The following is a 22,513-nucleotide window of genomic DNA, read 5'->3' as shown; positions in this document are numbered from 1 at the left end:
CTAGGCACTGTCTGACAAACGATCTTGGGCGGGTTCGCGGAGCCAGAGGATGAGTGCTGCGAGGTGGAGTCCAGCCCGGTAGCGGGTGGCGAGTTTGTCGAAGCGGGTCGCGATGGCCCGGAACTGCTTGAGCCGGTTGAAGCAGCGTTCGACAACGTTGCGGGCCTTGTAGAGCTCACGGTCGAAGGCCGTTGGTCTGCCGCCGGCCCGGCCGCGCCGCATCCGGTTGGCCTTCTGATCAGCCCTCTCTGGGATCACCGCCCGGATGCCCCGGCGCCGCAGCGTCTGGCGGATCGCCCGTGATGAATACGCCTTGTCGGCGATGACCGCGTCGGGTCTGCGACGCGGCCGCCCGACGCCGGTCCGGGGCACTTTCACCGCGTCCAGGACCGCGTCGAAGGCGGTGGAGTCGTTGACGTTGCCGGGTGTGATGAGGACGGCCAGGGGCAGGCCTCGGCCGTCGCAGGCGAGGTGGACCTTGGTGGTGAGCCCGCCGCGGGACCGGCCGAGCGCCTGACCAGCCGCCGTGCGTTCCGGATCTTCCAGTTCGTCCCCCGTCGACGCCCTTTTTTGCGGGCGCCGGCGGCGTGCTGGTGGGCCCGGTTGATCGTGGAGTCGACCGAGACCGTCCATTCCACGGCCCCGACGGAGTCGTCGCGGACCTGGACCTCTTCGAGCAGGCGGGCCCAGGTCCCGTCCGCCTCCCAGCGGGCGAACCGCTCATAGACCGTCTGCCACGGCCCGAAGCGCTCTGGCAGGTCACGCCATGGAGCACCCGTCCGCAACCGCCACAACACCCCGTTGATCACCTGCCGGTGATCCCGCCACGGACGACCCCGCCCGTCAACACCCGGCAACAGCGGCGCTATTCGCTCCCACGCCGCATCCGTCAGCTCACCACGACCCACCACAAGATCAATTATCAGACAGGCCCTAGCGGAATGGGAGAGCCACGTCGGGACCAGCCCCGCCCGTCTCCGGGAACAACAGCGCGACACCGAACTCACCGAGCTCCGCAGCAAACTCCGCAAAAGCCGCGATCAGTGCCGGCGGCTCCAGGACCAAGTCGACGCCGCCGCGACCGTCATCATGACCCTCCTTTCGGAGAACGCCGCACTCCGCGAGCACACCACAAACAGCGCCGCAGTCATCCCCCTCCCGCTTAACCGGGTAGTCGCCACCCGGGAGTGACGCGCGCCCACAGTCCGAGAGGTTGGCCACCTTGCGATGAGCGCCGAGACGATCGCCTTCCTCTGGTTCACCTTCTCGCTGCGCGGCCTACGCCTGGGTTCGACCCGTGCCCGTGTGAACCGGCTGGCTACCGTGAACCACGGCTGGAGCGCTAATGCGATTGCCTATATGCCGCCACTATTTCAGAAAAGGGAGTGCGTATCTGGTAAAGATGGTCATGTTTCTCCACGGACGCCACGATTTGCAGGATGGCATCCCGCGAGGGAGGGGGCGGGGGTGTGATTATTTTTCCGGCTGTGGCGAGATGCAGAAATTTGGCAATCGAGGCTTGCCGGTTCATGGGGCTACGCAGCATCAGCAGCGTTAGCCATCCCAGGGAGTCTTGCACTCCACTTAGGGCGGCGAGGAAGCTGATTCTCATGAGGCGGTAAGCCGCAGCATCGTTCTCAGGAGTATTCAGCAACTCGACATCTGCCTTATATTGCATTTCGGCAGGCGTCGAAAGGGAAAAGTTTGGATAGCTGGGACGCTCATTAACGAGGTCCACATATCGAAGATCGGGCTCCTCGCGCTGGGAGCCGATGGGCGCTGTTTCATAGGCGAACGCATCGTCGATGATCTTCACGACGTCGGCAGGGTTGGTCCACTCAGTGAGGTCGCCCAGGCGGGGAACTGCACCGAGACCCCATGCGAAGTAGCCCAACTCTTCAGACTGGACGGCCAGTTGTGCTTCCATCGTAGATCACCTCCTCCGTCACCCTGTAAAGATCGTCATATTCTACCCGAGAGACCCTTCGGACCAACTCCGGGGCGACCCCACGGGGCACGCCGATCTCGTTCAGCCACGGCTTTTGGTCGGCCCACAAGTCATACTCTCTTCGAACGCTATTGAAATCGAGCGTGCCACCCAGGCCGCAATCATGAATTTCGATCACAAATCCGGGCGTGTCGTCTTCAAGTGCAAAATTAAGAGCGACGTTCTTTGTGGACGCGAAGGAGACATAAGGGCTGAGGGTTCGCGTGTCCTGATAGGAAAGCAGAAGATTGAACAGTCGATCTCTGGCTGTTTTGGATCGTCTGTCAATCTCCACTTGCCTCAACGCCCAAGCTACTTCTTCCAGCGCGTGGTCGGTGCATTTTTCGGGATCTCGCGACTCACGCATCGTGTGCGCCAGGATTTGCATACCTGGCGTCCATTGCTTCTGTCCCCGAAAGAGCGTTCTCGCCACAGCCATGGCTTCTCCCGGAAAGGATTCCCTTCCAAAAAAGCATAGTCGCAAGATCCCGCTCGTGCAGCCTGAGCGGAACCCAACGCTTCCACACAGGAGAACTCGGCTCACCTCGCACGACCCTCGCGCGCAGTGCCCTCGCCACGTCTCATGAGACATAGCGGGGTCTGGAGAACAGCGGCTGCAGGCGGCCCACCAGATCCTGCTGACCAGGGCTTTCGAGCTTCTGTGTACGGTCCCCGTGTTGCGGCAGGTTGTGTTGCGCACGGAGTGAGCTGAGTTATGGATGAGTGGCGTCTGTTCTGGACCGGGGTCGGCGGTTCCCCGGATGGCGGTAGAGACGATGTGCTAGGCGGGTGGGGCGACTTGGCCGAGCGGGAGCGGTCGCTCGGGATCCGGCCCGGACAGCCGATCCTTCTTGCCCCGGATGGTCGCGTCGATCCCCGATTGAGCGCGGTCTTCCGACATCGGGACTTCGCTCGGAAGGCTGAGGGCACCAAGGAGACGTACGCGCCGGACTACCGGCTGTTCTTCACCTACTTGTGGCGCCGCGGACTTCGTTGGGACGAGGCGACGGCGAACGTGCTGGAGGACTGGGAGGACTGGCGGCTGCGCGGCGAGGGAAACCCCTCTCCAATCGGCGGGGCGAGGTGGGCACGGGAGTTGGCCGCGCTCGGCTTGTTCTACAAGATCGCCGTCGGGCTGGGCTTCATGCAGGCCTCCCCGGTGCTCACGCATACGGTGAGCACGCCGGACGGCGGCACAGTCGAGGTCGCGGACCTGGCGCCGAGGGATGTGCGCAGCTCGCACGTGAAGTGGCTCTCCCCACGCGGATACCGGGTGTGGCGGGACGTGGGCCTGGGCGGGATGTTGCCGAGCGGGCTGGAGAACGAGAGTTGGCCGGGCCGCAACGACGGCAGGGATGTGGCGTTCGCGGACTTCACCTACTCCAGTGGCCTGCGGCGGCGGGAGGTCGGGACGCTGCTGGTGTGGGAGTTGCCGCCGTTGGAGAGCGGGATGGGCCGCCACCACTACTCGGGGTGGGTGGGCAAGGCGGTGGCCAAGCGGGCCGGGCGTTTCTACTACGTCAGCCACGCCGGCCTGCAGCAGGCGGAGCTGTACCGGCTCGGTACGCGGGACGCGGTGGTGCGCCGGGCCAGACGCCGGGGCCGCTATGACCGGGTCGCGGACCGGCTGCTGCTGCTGCGGGAAATCACCCGTGATCGCCGGGCGAGGTGGACGGCTGCGGACGGCCGGACGTTCGAGGCCCAGATCGATGAGCTGACGGCCCGCCAGCGCATGCGGATGTTCACCGAGAGCGACGAGGGCCTGGAGCCGGCGATGCTGTGGCTGACTGAGGCCGGGATGCCGATGGCGTATAAGAGCTGGACGAAGGTCTTCGAGCGGGCCAGTGAGCGCTGCGAGCGCGCCGGGTTGAAGGTGTACGCCACGCCGAAGATGCTGCGGCACAGCATGGCCCTGCGGGTCTTGGTCTCGCTGCACCACGCGCTGGACCAACGGCTCGGGCTGACGCCGGCGCAGCGCCGGGATTACGAGGACGCCTATGGCACGGTGTGGACGATGGTCAAGGATCTGCTGGGCCACCGGTCGGAGGTGACCACGCGCGAGATCTACCTCGAGCCGGTGCGCGGGCTGCAGATCGAGAGCCTGCTCACCGATGAGGACAATCCGTCCAACACGGAGCTGTTCGCCAACCTGGCGCGCCGAACCGGTCTGATCTTGGATGTCGCGTGAGCCCGACGGGGAGACGGGCGCCGCTGCCGCCCTCCGACTACCGGCGACGCGAGATCGTGGACGAATCCGGGCTGGTGGTGCGCCCGGTGGGGCAGGGTGGCGAGGACCTGGGCACGTACGACTACTCCGTGCTGCCGGGACCGGAAACGCTGCGGCGTGAGGTGGCGGCCGCGTTCGCCCGGCGGGCGAATGCGCACTGGGACAGTGCGCAGAGCTGCACCAGTTACGACCGCAGCGTGCGGCACTTTCTGCGGTCCATGGCCGCCGTCGAACCGCCGGTGGGCTCGCTGTCCGAGATCACGCCCGAGGTGTGGAAGGCATGGGCGGAGGCGCCGGGCGGATTCGTCCGGGCGAAGCACATGGGCGTGCTGCTGCGGCAGGCGCCGGGGGTGTCGCAGGCGGTGGTGGCCCAGATGTCCAAGCGCCGCCGCCAGGTGGTTGCCCGGCCGAAGAAGAGTCTGTCGAGCGCCGAGATGAAGCGGGTGCGCAGCGCTGCCGCGCACACGGTGCGCCGTGCCGAGCGGCGGATCAGCGGCAATCTCGCGCTGCTGGAGCGCTGGCGGGCCGGGGAACTCGAGGGACATCTGGATGCCCGGTGGGGCGAGTTGCTCGATCACCTGGCGCGAAGCGGGGACCTGCCGCGGGTCCCGAGCGGGTTCGTCCGCAACTGGGTGCAGGTGGAATGCCGCCGCCGAATTGGGGCCTGGAGTCTGCAGCCGGCCGTCACCCAGCTGTTCCCGTCGGTGAGCGAGAAGGCCGCGGCCGCCGTCCTGCTGATCTGCCATGAGGGCTGGAACCTGTCGGTCCTTCAGAAGCTGACGGTGCCGAGCCAGTGGCCGAACGCCGACGGCGATGACGCGCACCCGGCTATCCACCGGGTGGACACCGACAAACCGCGGCGCGCGCGGCTCCGTCACTCCAGCAGCAACCTGGTCGACGTGGGCGAGGACTCGCCGGGTGAGGCCATGCGGCAGATCATCGCCATGACCGAGCAGGCCCGCCGGACCCTAGCCCTGCTCGGCCGACCCAGCGACCTGCTGTTGTGGTCCCGCAGTGCGCGGCACCCGATGTTCAGTAACGCCACGGTCGGGCTGCGCGACGCAATCGACGCCTGGGCGCGCGAGGCGCTCCCCGATCTGCCCACGGGACTGAATGGCCGGCTGCTGCGGCATACCGCCCAGGTCCTGCACGGCCGGCCGCGCCACAACACCAGGGCAGTCCAGGACCAGCACTATCTACGTCGGGACGAGCAGGTCATCGCAGATTCCCGGGATGTGGTGGCCTCCGGGCTCGAGGACGCGGTGCGGCACGCCCGCGCCACGGTGCAGATGCGCATGATCGCCGCGCAAGGAACGGACGGGCACGACGATGCCCGGGTTATCGCCGAGCGGACCGGTCTTCCGCTGGACGTGGCCCGCCAGGTGGCCTCGGGAGACCTGGATACGGCGGTGGGCGCGTGCGAGGACGTCGAGCACAGCCCGCTCAGCGGCGGGAGCCTGTGCCGGGTGTCCTTCCTGCTGTGCTTCGCGTGCCCCAACGCTGTTGCGACCGCGCGCCACCTGCCCCGGATCGTCTACCTCATCCAGGCCCTTGAGTCCCTGCGATCCGTGTCGCCGGCCGCCGTGTGGAAGGCGGACTGGGAAGCCCACCACCGGCGCGTGAGCGACCTACTCGACCAGCACACCGATCCGCGCCAGCACCCGGCGCTGCTGGCGAGGCTCACCGGAACCGAGTGGGATCTCATCGACCGTCTACTGGAAAGGAGACTCGATCCGTGAGCACCCTCTATGCCACGGTCGGCGCGGCCGTCGCGCTCGTCGACCCGGGCCCCGATGTCCCGGTGGTGCCGGCGCAGCGGCGGCGGCCGGGCGTGCGGGAGGACGAGGTCTCCCGCTTCGGCGACCTGCGGTGGGAGCTGGCCCATCTGCAGCACACGGACACAGCCAGCACCAAGGCGTTCTTGTGGTCCAACTTCCCCGCCTCGCTGCAGGGCTCGTTCATGCGTATCGCCTGGGCGCTGATCAACATCCCTACCCCCGATGTGCTGCATGCCCGGCTCGGCGCCAGGTCGCGGGCGGTGATCTCGGCCAGCACGGTGATGACCACGTTGACCGGGTTCCGGAAGTTCGCCCGCTGGCTCGAAGCGAGGAACGTCACGCGGCTCACCGACGTCGACCAGGAGGTGCTGTCGCAGTACGCCGCGCACCTGGGCGAGAAGGGCTCCACCGGAGTACACGAGGAGCGGCAGCTGTTCGCCCTGACCCGCGTGTGGGCCTACGCGCCGCACTTGCTGCCCGAGGACCGGTTGGTGATGCCGCCGTGGGAAGACCCGGGCGCGGCCATCATCGACTTCCTCGGTGACGGCTTCAGCCGGGACAGAGGCGAAAACAAGGAGGTCGTCATCCACCCGGCCACCGTGTCCCCGCTCCTGGTCTGGGCGCTGCGCTGCATCCTCGACCTCGCGCCGGACATCATCGACGCCCACTGGGCCTGGCGCCGGCTCAAGTTGAACATCCGCCCCAGCAACGCCGCGCCCGCGGACGGGCTGAGGCTCGTCCGCGCCCACCTGCAGCACCTGAAGGCGAGCGGCGGGACGCTCCCGGCGTACATCGGCCATACCGGCCAGCGCCTGGGGAGCCACTGGCGGGCCTGCGCGGCCGCCGAGCGGCCTCTGATCAATATCTCCTTCCTCGCCGGGCAGTTGGGCGTGACCCGCCATCAGGTCGAGACGGGCTTGCTCGAGCTGGGCCTGGACCTCGGAGGCCTGCCCGTCGCCGATGGGGCGGCGCTCCCGGTCGACGTGACCGGTCGGATCGACGGCAAGGTCTGGGCAAACGCCATCGACTTCACCGAGGCCCAGTCGCTCGCGGGCCATCTGATGACGGCCGCGCTGCTGACCATCGCCTACCTCTCGGGGATGCGACCCGAGGAAGTCCTCCATCTCGAACGCGGCTGTTCCAGTCAGGAGGAACGTGAGGACGGAACCGTCCGGTACCGCATCACCGGCCAGCACTTCAAGGGCGTCACCGATGAACACGGCAATACCCTGCCCCAAGGCGAGATCCGTCCCGAGCCCTGGACTGTCATCGAACTCGTCGACCGCGCCGTGAAGGTCCTGGAGCAACTCCACGACGACCGCCTGCTGTTCCCACGGTCGATGACTGTCCGAACTCTCGCTCCTGCCTCGGCAGAGATTCGTTCGGAGGGGCTGAACCCGAACCGGTTCATCGGGCGCATCAAGTCGTTCATCGACTGGGCGAACGCGACCGCCGCCCGGTTCGGCCGCCCGCACGAGCTGATTCCGGTCGATCCCCATGGACCGATCACGTTGCGCCGCCTTCGCCGGACCGTGGCCTGGTTCATCTACCGCCGTCCCGGTGGCCGGATCGCCCTCGGCTTGCAGTACGGACATGTCGGAAGCTCACTGGCCGAGTCGTACGGCGGGCGCACCAAGGCCGACATGCTGGAGATCCTCGACTTCGAGAAGACCCTGGCCTTGGCGGACGCGCTGGCTGAGGCCAGCGACCGGCTATCCGCTGGAGAAGCGGTCAGCGGGCCGGCCGCCGACCGCTACATCGCCGCCGCAGAGGAGTTCACCGCCCGCTATGCGGGCGGATTCGCCACCAAGGGCCAGATGAAGGCGCTGCGCAACAACCCCCGGCTGCAGATCTTCGACGACCCGCAAGCACTGCTGACCTGCAACCTCGATCCCTACAAGGCGCTGTGCGATCCCGACCTGGCCAAAGGCACGAAACCGTCCCTGCGTGCCCCGAACTGGAACCGCTGCAACCCCTCTTGCGCGAACATCTCCCGCACCGACACTCACATGCAGCGGGCCCGCGAGCAGCTTGCCCAGATCGACACCGACTGCGCCGACCCACACCTGCCCCACCCGATACGGCGCCGACTCGAGCTCTGTCGCGCGAGCACAGAGAAGATCATTCAGGAGCATGAGGCCGCAGCAAGGCAGACGGCTGGCAAGGACGGCACATGACCACAGCCCAGGACGACTCCCCGGCTCCTGGCAAGCAGGCCGACGACACAGAAGCAACCGCGGCGCCGGCCGCCGCGGGTATTGCCGAGACGGTGGGCCGCGTACTCGCGATGGCCGCCGCGGCAGCGAGCCCGTCGCGCCCCGGCGATACCGCCGAGATCGAAGCGATCACCGACGCGATGATCCGTCTGCTGGTGGGCACTCCTCTGCGCTCGGACGGCCAACTGACGATCAAGTCCCTCGCCCAGGAGGCAGGGCTCAAGCGCAACAAACTCACCCACAAGCACACCGGACTGAAGGACCTGTTCTACGCCCTGGTGCGGATGCAGGACACCCGGCCGAGACTCGTCGACGACCTGAAGAGGATCAACGACGAACTGCAGCACAAGATCACCCGCCTGCGCGCCGAGCGCGACCGTCTACGCAGGGACGTCCAGCAGCTAGTGCGGGTCGTCCACGTCCTCGAGGTAGAAAACCAGCAGCTGCGCGAGGCAGCCGGGAGTGACGGCGTCGTTCGAGTGCTGCCCCTCCAGCACCGGCCCTCGGCTCGCTAGCACGTGATCACCCAGCGTGGGCGCAGAGCGCGGAAGGTTTCGTGACGAGCCGTTGGTCCGTCTCGGCCTTGAGATGCTGCCAAGGGATTTGGCGTGGGCACACCGCACGCGGCCGACGGACCCAACCATGTACGCGGTCAGGGTCCGGCGGCGTCTTCCCCGCCGCCGATGTTGTCGGTGTCCGGCTCTTCGGAGATCTCCGGTTCGTGTGAGTAGATCGTGGCCTGAACCTTGACCGCCAGCTTGGAGACCTTCTCCCATTCGCAGTACGACCCGAGGGGGTGGGCGCCTGCCACCTCGGGGTTACGACTGAGCTGCATGAGCTGTGCCGGAGCGTCCTGGGCGTCAGTCAGGGTGCCGAGGAGCCTGCGCCGCTGGTCAGTCATCTGATCAAGCGGCGAATTGGGCTCGTCGCGCTCAGGCTCCCGCTCGCCTTCTTCGCGGGCCGCCCGTGCCGGGTCGGAAAGCCGGACGACGGTGTACTCAGAGGTGGCGAGGAGCCCCTGCGCCGTCACGCGCGATCCCGGCCTCGGCACCGGGGTCGACGTCAACGAGGGTGTACCGGTCGCCGTCGGGCTGCCCTTCCTTGATCAGCTGCTTGTCGGTGAAGGAATTCACCGCCACCCGGTCGGCATCGAACGGTTGGCCGCGTGGGCCAGCAGAAGCAGGCTAGCCTTGTTGTCCCTTCGGGACAGTCTGGCGGTGACGTCCTCGACGTCCGCACGGAACGGGACGGTGGTGCCGACCGCCGAGCCGACGTTGCGGGTCAGCATCTGGTCGGTGATCAGCGCGATGCCACCGGCGACAGCAAGGGGCAGCCGCGCTTCGGTGGCACCGGACTGCGCCGGTTCGATGAGGGCGGTGAAGTCGGAGCAGAGCCGCGGCTGCCAGTCCGATTCCATGACCTCCTTGGTGAGCACGCCTCCGTTGCCCCAGGCACTACGCGCCTGGGGCAGCGTCTGCTTCTTGGCTAGCCGCCACGGATGATCGACGATCGGGGCGAGGATCTCCACGTAGGTGTTCGTGCGCAGCCGCTGCTTGCCGGCGATCGCCTTCACGTGCTTCTTCATGACGCCGAAGACGGGCCAGCGGGTCAGGTAGTGCACCAGGCACACCGCGCGCCACAGGGGCCGTGCCCAGGAGCGCGTCGTCCGCGAAGACGGCGGGCGTCTGCTGCGGGGGATACTGGCCGACGGCCAGCCGGTAGACGTCCGACCCGCGACGCCGGTGAGATCGGGCACTCCGTCGAGCATCGTCCGCTTGAGGTCCCGGGAGCCGATCTCGGCGTTCTGTGCCGCCGAGTCCCACATGGCGAACTCGACGTTGATCGAGGAGAGGATGCTCCAGACGGCGTCGTCGAAAACCTCATCCGCCGGCAGCCCGGATCCGGGATGCACCTGGAGCCCGACCGCGATCTGCGCCGGCAGACCGACCGTCTGCCCGATGCGGATGGCCTCCTCGCTGGGAGTTCCACCGTCCAGCCCGGCGATGAAGGAGGCCCTGAACTTGTCGAGCACTCACCCTGCCGTCCCAGACCCATCCGCTGGGGCAAGGGCCGGTTCACGCCACGGCGTGCGGGCTTCTCGGCCAGCGGCACTCGCACGGTCCGCGATCTTCTCCGGAGTCGCCTGCTCCCTGTAGAGCGCCCCCCAGGCGCTGACCACGCGCGTGATGCCGTCCCGGACGACCACGACGTAAACCGGCTCGGACCCGTCGGAGGATTTCAGCCGGGCGATGTGGGCGACCATCGCGCGCGTGATGCGACAGGTGAGGATCGACTCGTCATATTGCTTGTTGGCGTTGCGGGTCGCTGGCCGGAATGGCCTAAATCGACGACAACTCCATGGCCCCAGTGATCCTGCGGCACCACCCGGAACTGCGCCCAGGCCGTCGCGGGGCTGACGAATGCGATCGTGCCATGGTACGACGCACAGGCTGGCACTGGGGCCCCTGACGGCTGACAGTGAACGAGCCACCACCGTCTCGAGGACGGCCCTGCCGAACCGACACGGTCAATCCGATATTTGTCCTCCCCGTTACTTGAGTCGGGTCACGCTAGTGTCCTCCTTGGCCCCCGATACCTTCGCACAGAGGAAAGCGTGAAGAGTGCCCAGCCATGGGGAAGCAAGATGATCGTTCCTAATGGAGCGACGCTGCACGTCATCGAGCGAGAGCCGGAGGCTCTTCCTTTCGTAGGTCCGCTCCTGCAGCGGTGGATGGCTCTCGAATTCCAGCCACGGCAGTGCAGGAGAGCCGTCGAGGAGCTGTTGTGTCATCCCGCTTTCTCGGTCGATGAACCTCTTCTTGACGCGCGAGCGGTCACCGACGGGGGCACCGTTGCCACCGAGGCACTTCTTCATCCGTCCGCGGAGTATGCGTTTCGCCTTCGCGTATTCGGTCCGAACGGCAGTGCAGATCAGGTGACCACACGGTTCGACGAGTCCATGGCCGTCGAGGTCGCGTGGGTACTGCGCTCGCTGACCGGTGACGCAGAGTCAGTACCGGATCTCTCGTGGCTTCCGCGTACGGTTTGCACTCTTCTCACTCAGGGTGAATCCGTCCCGGTGCCTGCTTTTCCACGCGTCGAGCGCCCCGGTATCTATCGCCGCGAACATGGATGCGTCGTCATTCGGTCGGAGACAACGAGCGTGATACTGGATCCGGTGTCCTTCTGGATGCCCCAGGCGCCCCGGACCCCCATCGCCGCCGACGGCGGGGTCGATGCCATCTTCATCACGCACGGGCACGCTGACCACTACAGTGTTCCGTCCATCCTGGCCCAGGCCGACCCTGCCCGAACAACCGTGGTCGTCCCGCCGGTGCCACGCACCAGCCTGCTGGCTCCCAACGACATGGTGCGCAGCCTCGGACTCTTCGGCCTCGACGCACGCGCACCGGAGTGGGGATCCTCAATCGTCATCGGGGACATCCATGTCGATGTCCTGCCCTTCTTCGGAGAGCAACCAGTCCGTGAGGGACAGGCCCCCCACCCGGATCTGCGGAACTGGGGAAGCTGCTATCGCTTCTCCACACCCGACTTCACAGCGATTTCGTTGATCGACAGCGGTGTCGATCCGCTCGGTGACATGGCAGATGTCGTCCGTATCTCGCGAGACGACCACGGACCCGTGGACTTCTTCCTCAGCTCACTGCCGCGCTTCCACTGTCCTTTCTTCTTCGGGCTTCCGCACTACTACTTGGCTCTTCCTTTCGACAGGTTGCGGGAGCTGTTCGCGCAGTTTCGCACGGGCAGGCTTCCGAGCGTCACTCCTGGTCCCGACGGAATTGTGGATGTCTGCCGAGCGGGGCGGCCGCGCTATTACCTCCCCTATGGAAATGGGCTCGAGGGGGTCGGCCAACCGATCGGAGATGTCGGCATGAGCATCGGTGAGCCTCCGGAGTGGGAGCTGGTGACTTACCTGACGGATCGCTTCCAGCACGAAGGAATCCCGACGACAGCGATCGGATGGAATCCAGGTGACTGGATCTCCGTGGAGCGGGGACGAGTGGACCGGATGGCCTATGAACGGCCATCTCGCTCGGCAGAGAAACTCGATTTCCTGTCATGACCCGAGCGAGCGGAAGTGAACCATCCGCGACGGACGTCGGCCATTTCGCTTTCTCGTCCCTCATCGAGCCGCTCGGCGTCGAGGAGTTCGGGCGGGACGTCATGGGCAGACGTCAGTGGTTCGGGACTGGCAGTCCGGACCGCTTCACACACCTGCTGTCGTGGCGCAGCCTCAATGAACTGATTCGTTACCGGCGGCCACCCGCCCCCAGGTTCCGGCTGGTGAAGTCGGGCAGAGCCGTACCGGAATCGGCCTACCATCGCACCGTCCACACGCTGCGCGGCCCGCTCAGGATGCTCGACACCGCCCGCCTCCTCGTGGAGATCCGCGACGGCGCCACCATGGTCTGGGACGCCATCGACCAGGCCCACGCGCCGGTTCATGCCGTGAAACAGGGGATCGAGCGCGCGCTACGGGCCTTCTCCTTCGTCAACATGTATGCCAGCTGGGGCGACGTGGGGGGCTTCCCGGAGCACTGGGACGACCACGACGTGTTCGTGGTCCAACTCCTGGGACGAAAGCACTGGCAGGTGCAGCAGCCCACACGCAAATGGCCGATGCCCGAGGACTTCAGCGAGCCGCCGACCGAGTACGCGCACGAGTGGACGCTCACCCCCGGCAGCGTCCTGTATCTGCCCCGCGGCTGGTGGCACAAGGTGACCCCACTGAATGAACCCTCACTGCACCTGACCATCGGCGTTCTCCGGCCCACCAACGCGGACTTCATGACCTGGCTGGTGCAGCAGGCGACCGCGTGCGACCTGATGCGTCAAGACATCCCTGTTCTGGACGACGACCAGGCACGCGCGCAGCACGCGGCGGCGCTGCGCTCGGTTATGGACCAATGGCTCGGCCCGTCGGCGCTCGAACTCTTCGACGCGACGCAGTCGAAGACGCACTACCTCGACCCGCGTCCGACGCTGCAGGCGATCGACCACATCGGTCCGGAAACATGGGAGGCGGACTCGAAGGTGGTCTTGTTGAGCACACGAGCGGAGATTCGCCGTAGTGACGGCGGTGTGGCTCTGGTGGTGGCGGGTGACGAGTGGTGGGCGCCGGCCGAAGCCGAGCCGTGTCTTCGCAAACTCGTCGAGGGACGACCGATAGATGCCGATGCGTTCCGCGGACACGCAACCAGCTCTCTCGTCTCCGAACTCGTCGCCTCGGGAGTCGCGGCGGTGATCTGATGAACCGAACGTTCACACCAGAAGGTGGCGAATGGACCTCTCACTAAGCAGCGTTGTCGAGTTGCACCTGGCATACGAGGACAACAGCCCGTTCGGTACGACGGTGTCCGGGCAACTCGAAAGAAAGCTCAAAGAGCGATTCCGTCCGGCGATCGAAACGCTGCGGCGTGATGCGCTGGATGCGGTCGAGCGGGCTCCGGAGATCCTGGACCGCCTGGGGCTCGACGGTGGGGGCGAGATCCTCGACGCCACCGGGGTACGCGAAGAGCTGAGTTTTCCGGTGCCCTCACAGACCCGTCCGGCGGCGATCGTCCTGTTCCGCGATCGCCTCGCTCCCCTACGGCTCCCCGTCGGCCCGGAGCTCGCCGGTGACCTGGCGGCATGGATCGGCGAGTGGCAGCACAACGCCTCCAGGCCCGCCCCGGGTCCGGCACGCGCGCTGTGGGAGGCGCTTCACGAGCTCCAGTGCTTCGCGGCGCCGCGACAACCGACCCACACGCGAGGGGCGGCCACGTTGGTCGGCCACGCAACGGTACTGCTGTCGAGCCCGCGCGCCAAGATCTTGATCGACCCGTTCCTCATGCCGCGCGACGAGCGGTTTCCGGCCGGCTACCAGCCGCTGACCCACGGTGATCTCGCACCCGACGGTGTCCTCATCACCCACTCCCACAGGGATCACTTCCACATCGACAGTCTGCTCCGGCTCGGCCGGGACACGACGGTCGTCGTGCCCGAGGTGGCGCGCGAATCCTCCCTGGCCATCGACATGGTGTACCGGCTGAAGGAACTCGGCTTCACAGACGTGCGGGCACTCGGCTGGAACCAGCAGACGACCATCGGCGACTTCCGTGTCATCGCTCTGCCGATGTACGGCGAACAGCCGACCGACGACGCACCGCTCCCGCCCGACATCCGCAACACAGGAAACACGTATCTCGTCGAGGGAGAGGGACGCCGCTATGCCTTCCTGGCTGACGCCGGTCGCGATCACCTCGGCGACGTTCGTTCGCTGGCCAAAGACGCCTACGAACGGTACGGACCCGTCGACGTGCTCTTCGGCGGTTATCGCCCGTGGCGGCTATACCCGATCCAGTATCTGACGGGTTCCGTCCCGCAGTACCTGCTGTACACCCCACGATCCCTGTGGCGGACCCGGCAGACGATCATGAGTGACTCCCATGCTCTCCTTGACACGGCGGAACGGTGGCACGCCCGCTACGTGGTCCCCTATGCGAACGGAGGAGCACCCTGGTACTGGCAACTCGGCCTGGGCTCCGCCGCAGACGGCTCCGCCACCTCCGGAGAGACACACTTCGATCCACTGCCGGAAGCGGTCATTCGTGCTTCCACGGAGCGCTCGGAGAACGGCGTGCGCGCGCTCGCCTCACCCGTCAGGACGCTGCTCGTCAGGCCAGGTGAGTCAATTCGGTTCGACGGCCGGGGCGAGGCTGACGTGATCCCCAACCCCGGGCACATCTGGCCCTACAACGACGCCGAGGCCCTGCTCTCAGCGCCCGGTTCCACGCGGGAGCCCGTGGGATTGTCACGCAAGCGGGTCCTCCTGCGGCTCCTCGCGCTTGAGGAGATGCAACGCCGCGGCCTCACCGTGAGCACACAGCAGGTCGCCGACATGAGCGACGATCTACGGCGCCGGCACGGCCTGACCGACCACGCGGACATGGTCGCCTGGCTCAACCGGGCTGGACTCAGCATGGCCGAGTACTGCGAGATCCTCTACGAGTGGCAGGGAGTCCTCCGCCTGGAAGAAGCCATGTCCGATCTCATCGAGAAACGCCTGGCCGGTCAACGGGCCTTCGCCACCATGCGTGCTGTGAGTCATGCATGACACCGAATGACTGCATCGAGGAGATCGCGCCGCAAGTCGTCGTGCGCGCCGCGCTTTTCCCGCTCCGTACACTCCTCGGACTGCGCGACCGAGGCCTCGCCACCCTGGCCGCCGACGCGGGGACCCAGCCGACACAGGCATTCGAGCAGGCATACCTGGCCAGCATCGAAGAGCAGCGGCGGGCGCTCTTCGAAGCGACCGTCGACGACCCCCGATTCACCAGAGCGTTGTGTCTGACCAACGAAGCCCTCAGCCGTCACCTCACGACCCGACACCTGCGCTCGGCGCCCCGAGACAAGCGGGCGCGTCGCCTGGATGCGACGCTGTACCGCTACCTCGCCCGCGCCGTGTGGCGAACCCAGCCGTGCGATCTGTGGGCGGGCGTCACAGTCGCCGACTGGGGGGAGACCACACGGATCCGGGCGGAGCCTGCGCGCTTCGCGATCGCCCCGGACCTGCGGCCCTACCAGTTCATCGTCCAGTCACTGGCACACACTGGGGCCTATCTCGACCGGGGTGTGTACAAGCTGAACCCGACGCTGACCCTGGACGAGGAGCGGAATCGCTGGCGGTACACCGTCCGGAACTTCTCGTCGATCGCATCCTTGGAGCGGACGAGCAGTCCTGGGATCGACGCGCTCCTGAGAACCTTGGCACAGATGCAACCGGCACCGCTGTCCGTGATCGCTGCGGAGCTGCGCAGGCATGGCTTTCACGCCCCTGAACTGGATGACATGCTCGTGTCCCTGGCCCGTGCGGGTCTGCTGACAGGCGGCCTTGTCTTTCCCCGCACCTTCGTCTCCGCCTGGGATGCGGTGATGGCCGTGCCGCGACTCCTGCACGAACGGCACGCACAGTCCTGGCGGTCCGCCATGCTGCGGCTTCGGCGGATCTGCCACCGCCTCGAAGGCGACATGAGCACCATTCCGCTCGGACGGCTCCACGGTGTGTTGGACGAGGCCCGTACCATCCCCATCGAACTGGCAGCCGAACTCGACGTCGAGCCTCCGCCCCTGCCCCGCTCCGTCCTGCGCTGCGACACGAGCACCCCGTTCAGCATCGTCCTCGGACGCGAGGAAAAGGTGCGTCTGACCGCGGCCGTTGCGGAATTCGACCTCTTCGAACGAAGTCACGGAGTCACATCTGCCGCTCGTGCGGTGCATCGGAGGCTCGTGGTCAGCGGCCACGACAGGTCGCCACGCGAGAGCACGGCCGGATGCAGACGCGTGCCGACACAGGAGTCGGCGTGGCGCGCCACAGGGTCCGACCACATGGTCGGGCGACGGCTCCGGCGCTGGTCCGAGTGGCTGGCAGGGACCACATTGCCCTGCGACCACCTGTCTGACGACTTCCCTGAGGAGACGCTGCCCCCACCCATCGGCGGGCTGATCGTCCGTCCGACAGCGAAGGGCTACCAGATCACGGCAAGCACGTCCGAGGTCGCCGCCGCATACAGCCGGTTCGGGCACCTCTGGTTCGGCATCGGCAGCCGGGCGGACCAGCGGTTCGAGAACCATGCCCTGCACGGGTGGTACCGAAGGAGCCTGACACGCGTCGCACGAGAAGCGGATATCGAAGTCGTCGAATACGTCGGACCGTGCGAGGCCATGCCTAATATGCTTGCCCGACCACGCTTCCCCTTCCGGCAGTGGGACCGATGGGGAACCACGTCGTCCTACCGCGCCGATCAGCTCAGCGTGGTGCTGGTGGCGGACGATCCCCCGATCGTGGTCGCCACCGCACCGGAGCAGGCCTGCGGCATGGCCATCTGCTGCTTCTCTCCCGCCAACATCGGCTACAGCGAGCCGCATCTGGAGGCGCTGCTGCTGTCGTCCTTCCGGGATACGCCCGACTGGTTCGCCCCGGAACTCCCCACGGAAGCCGAGCTTGCCCAGCCCTCTCCCTCCCCGGCGCTGCTGCTCCCAAGCGGCAACTGCGTCAAGCCGAGGCGAACCGTCATTCACGGTGCCACATTGACGGAGCTGGTCCTGGCCCGGCGTTCGCGGCGCTTCCTTCTCTGGCAGGACCTGGCACGTAGGCATGCCTGGCCCGAGCTGCTCCTCGTGAGCCGAGACGCCGGCTCACCCGTGCTGATCACCCGCGACAGCCCGCTCGCCGTGGAAGCGATGATGCACGGGCTGAGCGACCGTACCGGCTTCCTCTGCGTCGAGGAACCCGGTGATCACATGCAGCTCTTCAATGACGAGGGCGAGGCGTTCACCGTTGAGTTCATCGTGCCGTTTCTGCGCCGGCGACACGCATGGTCCCGCCTGGCATCAGGCCAACCTGGTGCTGCCCGTCACCCGCACCCCGGGCAGCGACCTGATGCCCAGCACCTTTGACGCCGTATTCGAAACGGTCGACGAGTTGACGGAAAATAAGCGGCTTTCCTGTTTCTTCTTCGTCCGAAAGCCACCAGGTCTCAGGCTGCGCTTCCTACTGCCCGAACCCAGCGGCGGCGCCACACAAAGGATCAAGAACTGCTGTGACAGCCTGGTCAAACGCGGGCTGGCCGAACGCTGGTTCGCGAGCGTCTACGAGGCCGAGACCTTCAAACTCGGTGGGCCGGAGGCCGTCGAGGCCGTGCACGCCCATTTCTCCGCGGACAGTCGGGCGTGGTGGCGGTTGGTGCAGCTGGCACAGAAAAGAGCGACCGTCGACACACGACTGCTTTCCCTCGCAGTACTGAACGACTTGTTCCTGCGATTCCTCGAGTATCCTGAGGAAATCTGGGATGTTTGGTGCCGCATCACCTACATGCACGGGGCTCGTGTCACCAGTGAAAGCAGCACCGTTGCCGTACCTACGATCGAGCGAATTCTCGGCCACCTTGGTCCGGAAGAGTCAGCGATTCTGTGTGCCTATTCGTCGGCGAATACCATAATGGCAGCACGATTCGACGAGTTGCACGCCCAAGGCAAACTCCTGTTCGCGTACCGATTCATCCTGCCGCACGTCGCTCTGTACCACTGGAACCGCTACGGCTTCACGCCGTCCGATCGCACCCATATGTTCACTGCCATGACGAACGCATGGTCACCGCATGCCGTCGGCCCCGGCTCATAGGGAACAAGGAAAACATGCGCATCTTCAACCGGGACTACCACCAGCCGAAGACGTTCCTGCCGGGCACAAGACGAACCCGCCTTCCTGCCGAGACATTGCAAGACTTTGGACGGCACATGCGAGAGGTCGGTATCACACGCCTGGCCAACGTCACCGGCCTGGATGTCATCGGTATCCCCGTCGTTCAGGCCATCCGCCCCAACTCCCGTTCTCTGTCCGTCTCGCAAGGGAAGGGCGCCGACATCGAGTCGGCAAAGGCTTCCGCAATGATGGAGGCTGTTGAACTCTGGCATGCCGAGAACATTGAGATTCCGTGCCTCCACGGTTCCTACAACGCGCTGCGCCGTCGGCACAACCTCGTCGACCTGCACCGGCTACCGCTGGTAAAGGGCGGGAGGGTACGGCTCGAGCAGCAGCAGTCGTGGCTCCCGGGCTGGGATCTGCTGTCCGGGGAAGAGGTCTGGGTTCCGTTCGAGTTCGTCAGCATGAACACGGTCGGAGTCACCCAGGCAATGATGACCTTCCTGGGCAGCTCCAATGGTCTGGCGTCGGGAAATCACCTTCTGGAGGCCATCGAACACGCACTGTGCGAGGTCATTGAACGTGACGCGCACGCGTTGAAATGCGCGCAGGGAACGGTCGACGCGCCGAGCGCGAAGGTCGATCTCGACACGATCGATGAACCTTCTCTCAGGGAACTGATCGACTTGTGCCATGCCGCTGACATGGAACTGGCGGTCATGGAAATGACTTCCGAGGTCGGCGTCGCAACGTTCCGCGCCGGATTGATGGAGCGGGAGGAACGCGGCCAATGGAATCGCTTGGGAGCGGAATGGGGGTGCGGCACGCACTTGTCGCCCGTCGTGGCGCTCAGCCGTGCAATCACAGAAGCGGCCCAGGCACGCTTGACCGTCATCGCGGCGAGCCGTGACGACAATCCACCGGCGGTGTACGCAGGATCCCAGAGCATTTGGAGCGCCCAAGCATTCAGGGACAGCATTTTCACGGCTCCCGGTGTGCAGCCTTTCGTGCCACACTCCCGGTATCCGGAGACGGACACCTTCGAGGGAGACCTCGAGATCATACTGGCCGCCCTCCGCGCGGCTGATGTCGACCAGGTGGTAGTGGTCGATCTGACGAAGCCGGACATCGGGATCCCCGTAGTGAAGGTGATTGTGCCCGAGTTCGAATCCGCGCCGTTCGTGGCCGGTTATGTGGAAGGCCGACGTGCCCGCGCCGTTCGGAAAGGGAAGTCATGAAGGCAGTCCACGTATTTCTCGGACCCAGCCTGACCCGGGAGGACGCCCGCGCTGTCCTGCCCACCGCTAAGTACTTGCCACCGGCGAAAGCGGGTGACGTCTACCGGGCGGTGAAGAACGGCGCGAAGGTCGTAGCGATCATCGACGGATACTTCGAACAGGTTCCCGCAGTCTGGCACAAGGAGATTCTGTACGCGCTGTCCGTGGGGGTGCACGTTGTGGGGGCATCAAGCATGGGGGCGCTGCGGGCCGCTGAACTCCACCCCTTCGGAATGGTGGGCGTCGGGCGGATCTTCGAGGCGTACCGCGACGGCGTGTACGAAGACGACGACGAGGTCGCCGTCATCCACACAGCGGAGGAATCGGGCTTCGCAGTCCTGTCCGAAGCCATGGCCAACATCCGCGATGGGCTGCTCCAAGCGATGAGGCGCGGATATATCGGACGGGCGACGCACGACACAGTCCTCGGGGAGATGAAACGACGCCACTATGCGGAGCGCACCTGGTCGCTCGTGCCGGAGATCGCACGGAACACCGACCTTCCTCAGTCGGAGTTGGACGCGCTCGTCAAGTTCGTCGAGAACGACAGACCCAACCAGAAGCGGCTTGACGCTCTCCAACTGCTCACGGAGATCGCGCATGCCGGCTCCAGGTTCGATGTACCCTTCCAGCCTCCCTTCGAGTTCGAGTCGACGGTCTTCTGGGATCAGCTGGTTAGTGGTGTACGAACCGGCCCGGGAGCCAGTTCCCGCGTTCCTATCGGGGCGATCCGCAGTCATGTCGGCGTAGTGGAGGACGACGCCGACGCGATCTTCGAGGGCGCACTGACGATGTACCTGGTCGTCAAGGAAGCCCACCGGCTCGGCATCCGGACGGAGCCGGAGCAGGTCGCACGTGTCACGGAGCGCTTCCAAATGGCACAGGGGCTGCTGACACCGGAAACGACACAGGACTGGCTGAACAGGAACATGCTGGCAGAAGAGGAATTCTCTGCCTTGATGGAGGTCCTCGCCCTCGTCGAGAGCGTGGCCAGGCACCACTCGGCCGGACTCGACGCCTTTCTTCCTGCAGAGCTGCAACGTCGGGGCCGGTTCAAGACGGTGGCGACAGCTGTCACCGAAAAGTGCGACGCCCTGGCCGAGTTCGGCAACACCTTTCCCTCCGCGGAGGACGTCGGAACGACGACAGCTGATCTCCTGGACTGGTACGAGCACCGGTTCCGGAAGCTCGGTACGTCGTTCGACGATCACATCCGTGCGCGCCGGTTCCATGACGGCAGCCAGTTCGTCTGCGAGCTGCTCTTGGAGTACGTTCGAGAAGGCGCGCAGAAGACGAGCGCAGTGCGGGCCGATGCCTGAGCCTCCCCTGAGGATCGGTCTCCTCGACTTCAGCTGGGTCTGGACCAGCCGGTCCCCGAACGAGGCGCTCCAGGACACGTTGACGCTCGCCGCGCGAGCCGAGGCGCTGGGCTACTCGCGCTACTGGCTCGGTGAGCATCACGTACAGGGACACGCTTGCGGCAGTCCTCAGGTGCTGGCCGGCGTTGTGGCCGCAGCAACGAACTCGATCCGGGTCGGCGTCGGGGCGATGCTCTTGCATTACTGGGCCCCGCTCAAACTGGCCGAGGATTTTCGCCTGCTGGAGACGCTGTTCGGCCGTGTCGACCTGGGCGTCGGCCGCGGCCGTGCGGACAGCCTGGCCTCACATCGCGCGCTGCTGGACGGGCGAGCGGCTGGCGACGGTCTGCTCAATGACCAGGACTACGGCGCGAAGGTCGACGACCTCGTCGGCCACCTGCGGAACTCCCTGGCACTCAGCCATCCGCATGCCGGGGCTCCGGTGATCCCGGAGAGTGCTGCCATGCCGGAGGTATGGATCTGCGGATCGGCCGGCGCGGCACGCCACGCGGCGCGCACCGGCGCACGGTTCTGCTGCACCCTCTTCCATGGCGGCATCGCTCCGCCGACCCATCTCAAGCGCTACAGGAAAGAATTTCGCCCCTCCGGTGAACTCACCGAGCCCTGTGCGGCCATCGCTGTTGCCGGTGTGTGCGCTGAGACCGAGGCCGAGGCGCGGGCCATGCGCGATCGCTTTCCCAATCCCAACTACGTGCCGACCGTGGTCGGGAATCCGGAGCAGTGCAAGACCAGGATCGAACAGTTCTGTGCGGAATACGAGGTGAATGAGGTGATTCTGCTGGACATCGCCCCCGACAGGTGCAGCCGGATGAGGTCGGCAGAGCTTCTCGCGCAAGCACTGGGGCTTGGGTCATGAAGCACTGTTTCCTCGTTGTTGATGACTTCTACGATGATCCCGACGCAGTGCGCGAAGGAGCGCTCCGACTGGCATACGTTCGTCCCGAAGGCGTCAACTACCCGGGCGTCGCGGCCGAAGGGCCCGCCGATGTCTCCGCGACCATGGCCCGCTTCTCGAAGCTGTTGGGCGGAATCGACCTCAAGTACCAGCGGTCTCAGGGGGCGTTCCGGATCACCACGGCCGACGACATGGTTCTGCGTACTTCCATGGTCCATGTGGACACCCCCGACTTCAGCGCGATCGTGCACTTGTCGAAGGCGGAGACCGAGGGCACGTACTTCTATCGGCACAGGGAGTTGGGCATCGAACGAGTGTCGCCCGAGGACAACGTCCGCCCAGAAGTGCGGCGCGCAATCGAAAGGGACACCTTGGACCCGAATGCGTGGGACATCGTCTACAACGTGCCCATGAAGTACAACCGTCTGCTCATCTTTGACGGAAAGTACTTCCACTCGGGCGCTCGCCGGTTTACGGGAGCCAACCTGGCCGATGGGCGGATGACCCAGAACTTCTTCTTCTACCGGGCCCAGACCGACAGCCAGTGAGG

19 protein-coding genes are annotated in these 22,513 nt (G+C 65.9%); 13 read left to right on the top strand and 6 right to left on the bottom strand.

Annotated elements, in window-relative coordinates; genetic code table 11:
- The 3 genes from HNR57_RS38530 to HNR57_RS38520 form a co-directional block, all read right to left on the bottom strand.
- A protein-coding gene (locus HNR57_RS38530; protein WP_376772340.1) for an IS5 family transposase occupies positions 1–908 on the bottom strand; the annotation gives its coding sequence in 2 pieces (ribosomal slippage) (positions 1–563 and positions 563–908; 909 coding nt in all).
- A 434-nt stretch (positions 909–1,342) separates the two neighbouring features.
- Positions 1,343–1,927: a hypothetical protein gene (locus tag HNR57_RS38525; protein WP_184567983.1), complete on the bottom strand. Its 585-nt coding sequence runs from the start codon at positions 1,925–1,927 to the stop codon at positions 1,343–1,345.
- On the bottom strand, positions 1,899–2,426 hold the full coding sequence (locus HNR57_RS38520) for a hypothetical protein (protein WP_184567982.1): 528 nt from the start codon (positions 2,424–2,426) through the stop codon (positions 1,899–1,901). The genes HNR57_RS38525 and HNR57_RS38520 overlap by 29 nt, the downstream gene beginning before the upstream one ends.
- Positions 2,427–2,786: 360 nt before the next feature.
- On the opposite strand from HNR57_RS38520, the gene HNR57_RS38515 reads away from it, so the two are divergent.
- From HNR57_RS38515 to HNR57_RS38500, 4 genes are read left to right on the top strand one after another with little or no spacing between them, the layout of a single operon-like run.
- A complete protein-coding gene (locus HNR57_RS38515) occupies positions 2,787–4,175 on the top strand; it encodes a site-specific integrase (protein ID WP_184567980.1) in 1,389 nt (462 codons plus the stop codon).
- The gene (locus HNR57_RS38510; RefSeq protein ID WP_184567978.1) at positions 4,172–5,953 is read left to right on the top strand and encodes a hypothetical protein; all 1,782 of its coding nucleotides are present in this window, start codon (positions 4,172–4,174) and stop codon (positions 5,951–5,953) included. The genes HNR57_RS38515 and HNR57_RS38510 overlap by 4 nt, the downstream gene beginning before the upstream one ends.
- Entirely contained in the window at positions 5,950–8,169 is a 2,220-nt protein-coding gene (locus tag HNR57_RS38505; RefSeq protein ID WP_184567976.1) for a hypothetical protein, read from the top strand. The genes HNR57_RS38510 and HNR57_RS38505 overlap by 4 nt, the downstream gene beginning before the upstream one ends.
- The gene (locus tag HNR57_RS38500; protein ID WP_221343529.1) at positions 8,166–8,723 is read left to right on the top strand and encodes a hypothetical protein; all 558 of its coding nucleotides are present in this window, start codon (positions 8,166–8,168) and stop codon (positions 8,721–8,723) included. Before HNR57_RS38505 ends, HNR57_RS38500 begins: the two co-directional genes overlap by 4 nt.
- 137 nt (positions 8,724–8,860) lie before the next feature.
- On the opposite strand, the gene HNR57_RS38495 is transcribed toward HNR57_RS38500, so the two are convergent.
- From HNR57_RS38495 to HNR57_RS38490, 3 genes are read right to left on the bottom strand one after another with little or no spacing between them, the layout of a single operon-like run.
- Positions 8,861–9,238: a hypothetical protein gene (locus HNR57_RS38495; protein WP_184567974.1), complete on the bottom strand. Its 378-nt coding sequence runs from the start codon at positions 9,236–9,238 to the stop codon at positions 8,861–8,863.
- Positions 9,207–9,341: a hypothetical protein gene (locus tag HNR57_RS40495; RefSeq protein WP_281403951.1), complete on the bottom strand. Its 135-nt coding sequence runs from the start codon at positions 9,339–9,341 to the stop codon at positions 9,207–9,209. The genes HNR57_RS38495 and HNR57_RS40495 overlap by 32 nt, the downstream gene beginning before the upstream one ends.
- Positions 9,338–10,240, bottom strand: coding sequence for a hypothetical protein (locus HNR57_RS38490; RefSeq protein ID WP_184567955.1), 903 nt, complete (start codon positions 10,238–10,240; stop codon positions 9,338–9,340). Before HNR57_RS38490 ends, HNR57_RS40495 begins: the two co-directional genes overlap by 4 nt.
- 582 nt (positions 10,241–10,822) lie before the next feature.
- On the opposite strand from HNR57_RS38490, the gene HNR57_RS40170 reads away from it, so the two are divergent.
- From HNR57_RS40170 to HNR57_RS38445, 9 genes are read left to right on the top strand one after another with little or no spacing between them, the layout of a single operon-like run.
- The gene (locus HNR57_RS40170; protein WP_184567953.1) at positions 10,823–12,292 is read left to right on the top strand and encodes an MBL fold metallo-hydrolase; all 1,470 of its coding nucleotides are present in this window, start codon (positions 10,823–10,825) and stop codon (positions 12,290–12,292) included.
- On the top strand, positions 12,289–13,479 hold the full coding sequence (locus tag HNR57_RS38480; RefSeq protein ID WP_184567951.1) for a cupin domain-containing protein: 1,191 nt from the start codon (positions 12,289–12,291) through the stop codon (positions 13,477–13,479). The genes HNR57_RS40170 and HNR57_RS38480 overlap by 4 nt, the downstream gene beginning before the upstream one ends.
- A gap of 31 nt (positions 13,480–13,510) precedes the next feature.
- Entirely contained in the window at positions 13,511–15,325 is a 1,815-nt protein-coding gene (locus HNR57_RS38475) for an MBL fold metallo-hydrolase (RefSeq protein WP_184567949.1), read from the top strand.
- Entirely contained in the window at positions 15,322–17,667 is a 2,346-nt protein-coding gene (locus HNR57_RS38470; RefSeq protein WP_184567947.1) for a lantibiotic dehydratase, read from the top strand. The genes HNR57_RS38475 and HNR57_RS38470 overlap by 4 nt, the downstream gene beginning before the upstream one ends.
- Entirely contained in the window at positions 17,615–18,391 is a 777-nt protein-coding gene (locus tag HNR57_RS38465; protein WP_184567939.1) for a thiopeptide-type bacteriocin biosynthesis protein, read from the top strand. The genes HNR57_RS38470 and HNR57_RS38465 overlap by 53 nt, the downstream gene beginning before the upstream one ends.
- Before the next feature lie 14 nt (positions 18,392–18,405).
- Complete coding sequence (locus HNR57_RS38460) at positions 18,406–19,650, top strand: YcaO-like family protein (RefSeq protein WP_184567937.1); 1,245 nt, start codon at positions 18,406–18,408, stop codon at positions 19,648–19,650.
- Entirely contained in the window at positions 19,647–21,008 is a 1,362-nt protein-coding gene (locus tag HNR57_RS38455; protein WP_184567935.1) for a TfuA-like protein, read from the top strand. Before HNR57_RS38460 ends, HNR57_RS38455 begins: the two co-directional genes overlap by 4 nt.
- Entirely contained in the window at positions 21,001–21,924 is a 924-nt protein-coding gene (locus tag HNR57_RS38450) for an MsnO8 family LLM class oxidoreductase (protein WP_184567933.1), read from the top strand. Before HNR57_RS38455 ends, HNR57_RS38450 begins: the two co-directional genes overlap by 8 nt.
- Positions 21,921–22,511: a DUF6445 family protein gene (locus HNR57_RS38445; protein WP_184567931.1), complete on the top strand. Its 591-nt coding sequence runs from the start codon at positions 21,921–21,923 to the stop codon at positions 22,509–22,511. The genes HNR57_RS38450 and HNR57_RS38445 overlap by 4 nt, the downstream gene beginning before the upstream one ends.
- The last annotated feature ends 2 nt before the right edge of the window (positions 22,512–22,513 follow it).

Origin of the sequence: Streptomyces paradoxus, from assembly GCF_014202475.1 — a bacterium.
In the GTDB taxonomy this organism is placed as follows: domain Bacteria; phylum Actinomycetota; class Actinomycetes; order Streptomycetales; family Streptomycetaceae; genus Streptomyces; species Streptomyces paradoxus.
The sequence above is the reverse complement of the archived record's forward strand: the minus strand, read 5'-3'. Positions and strand labels throughout refer to the sequence as shown.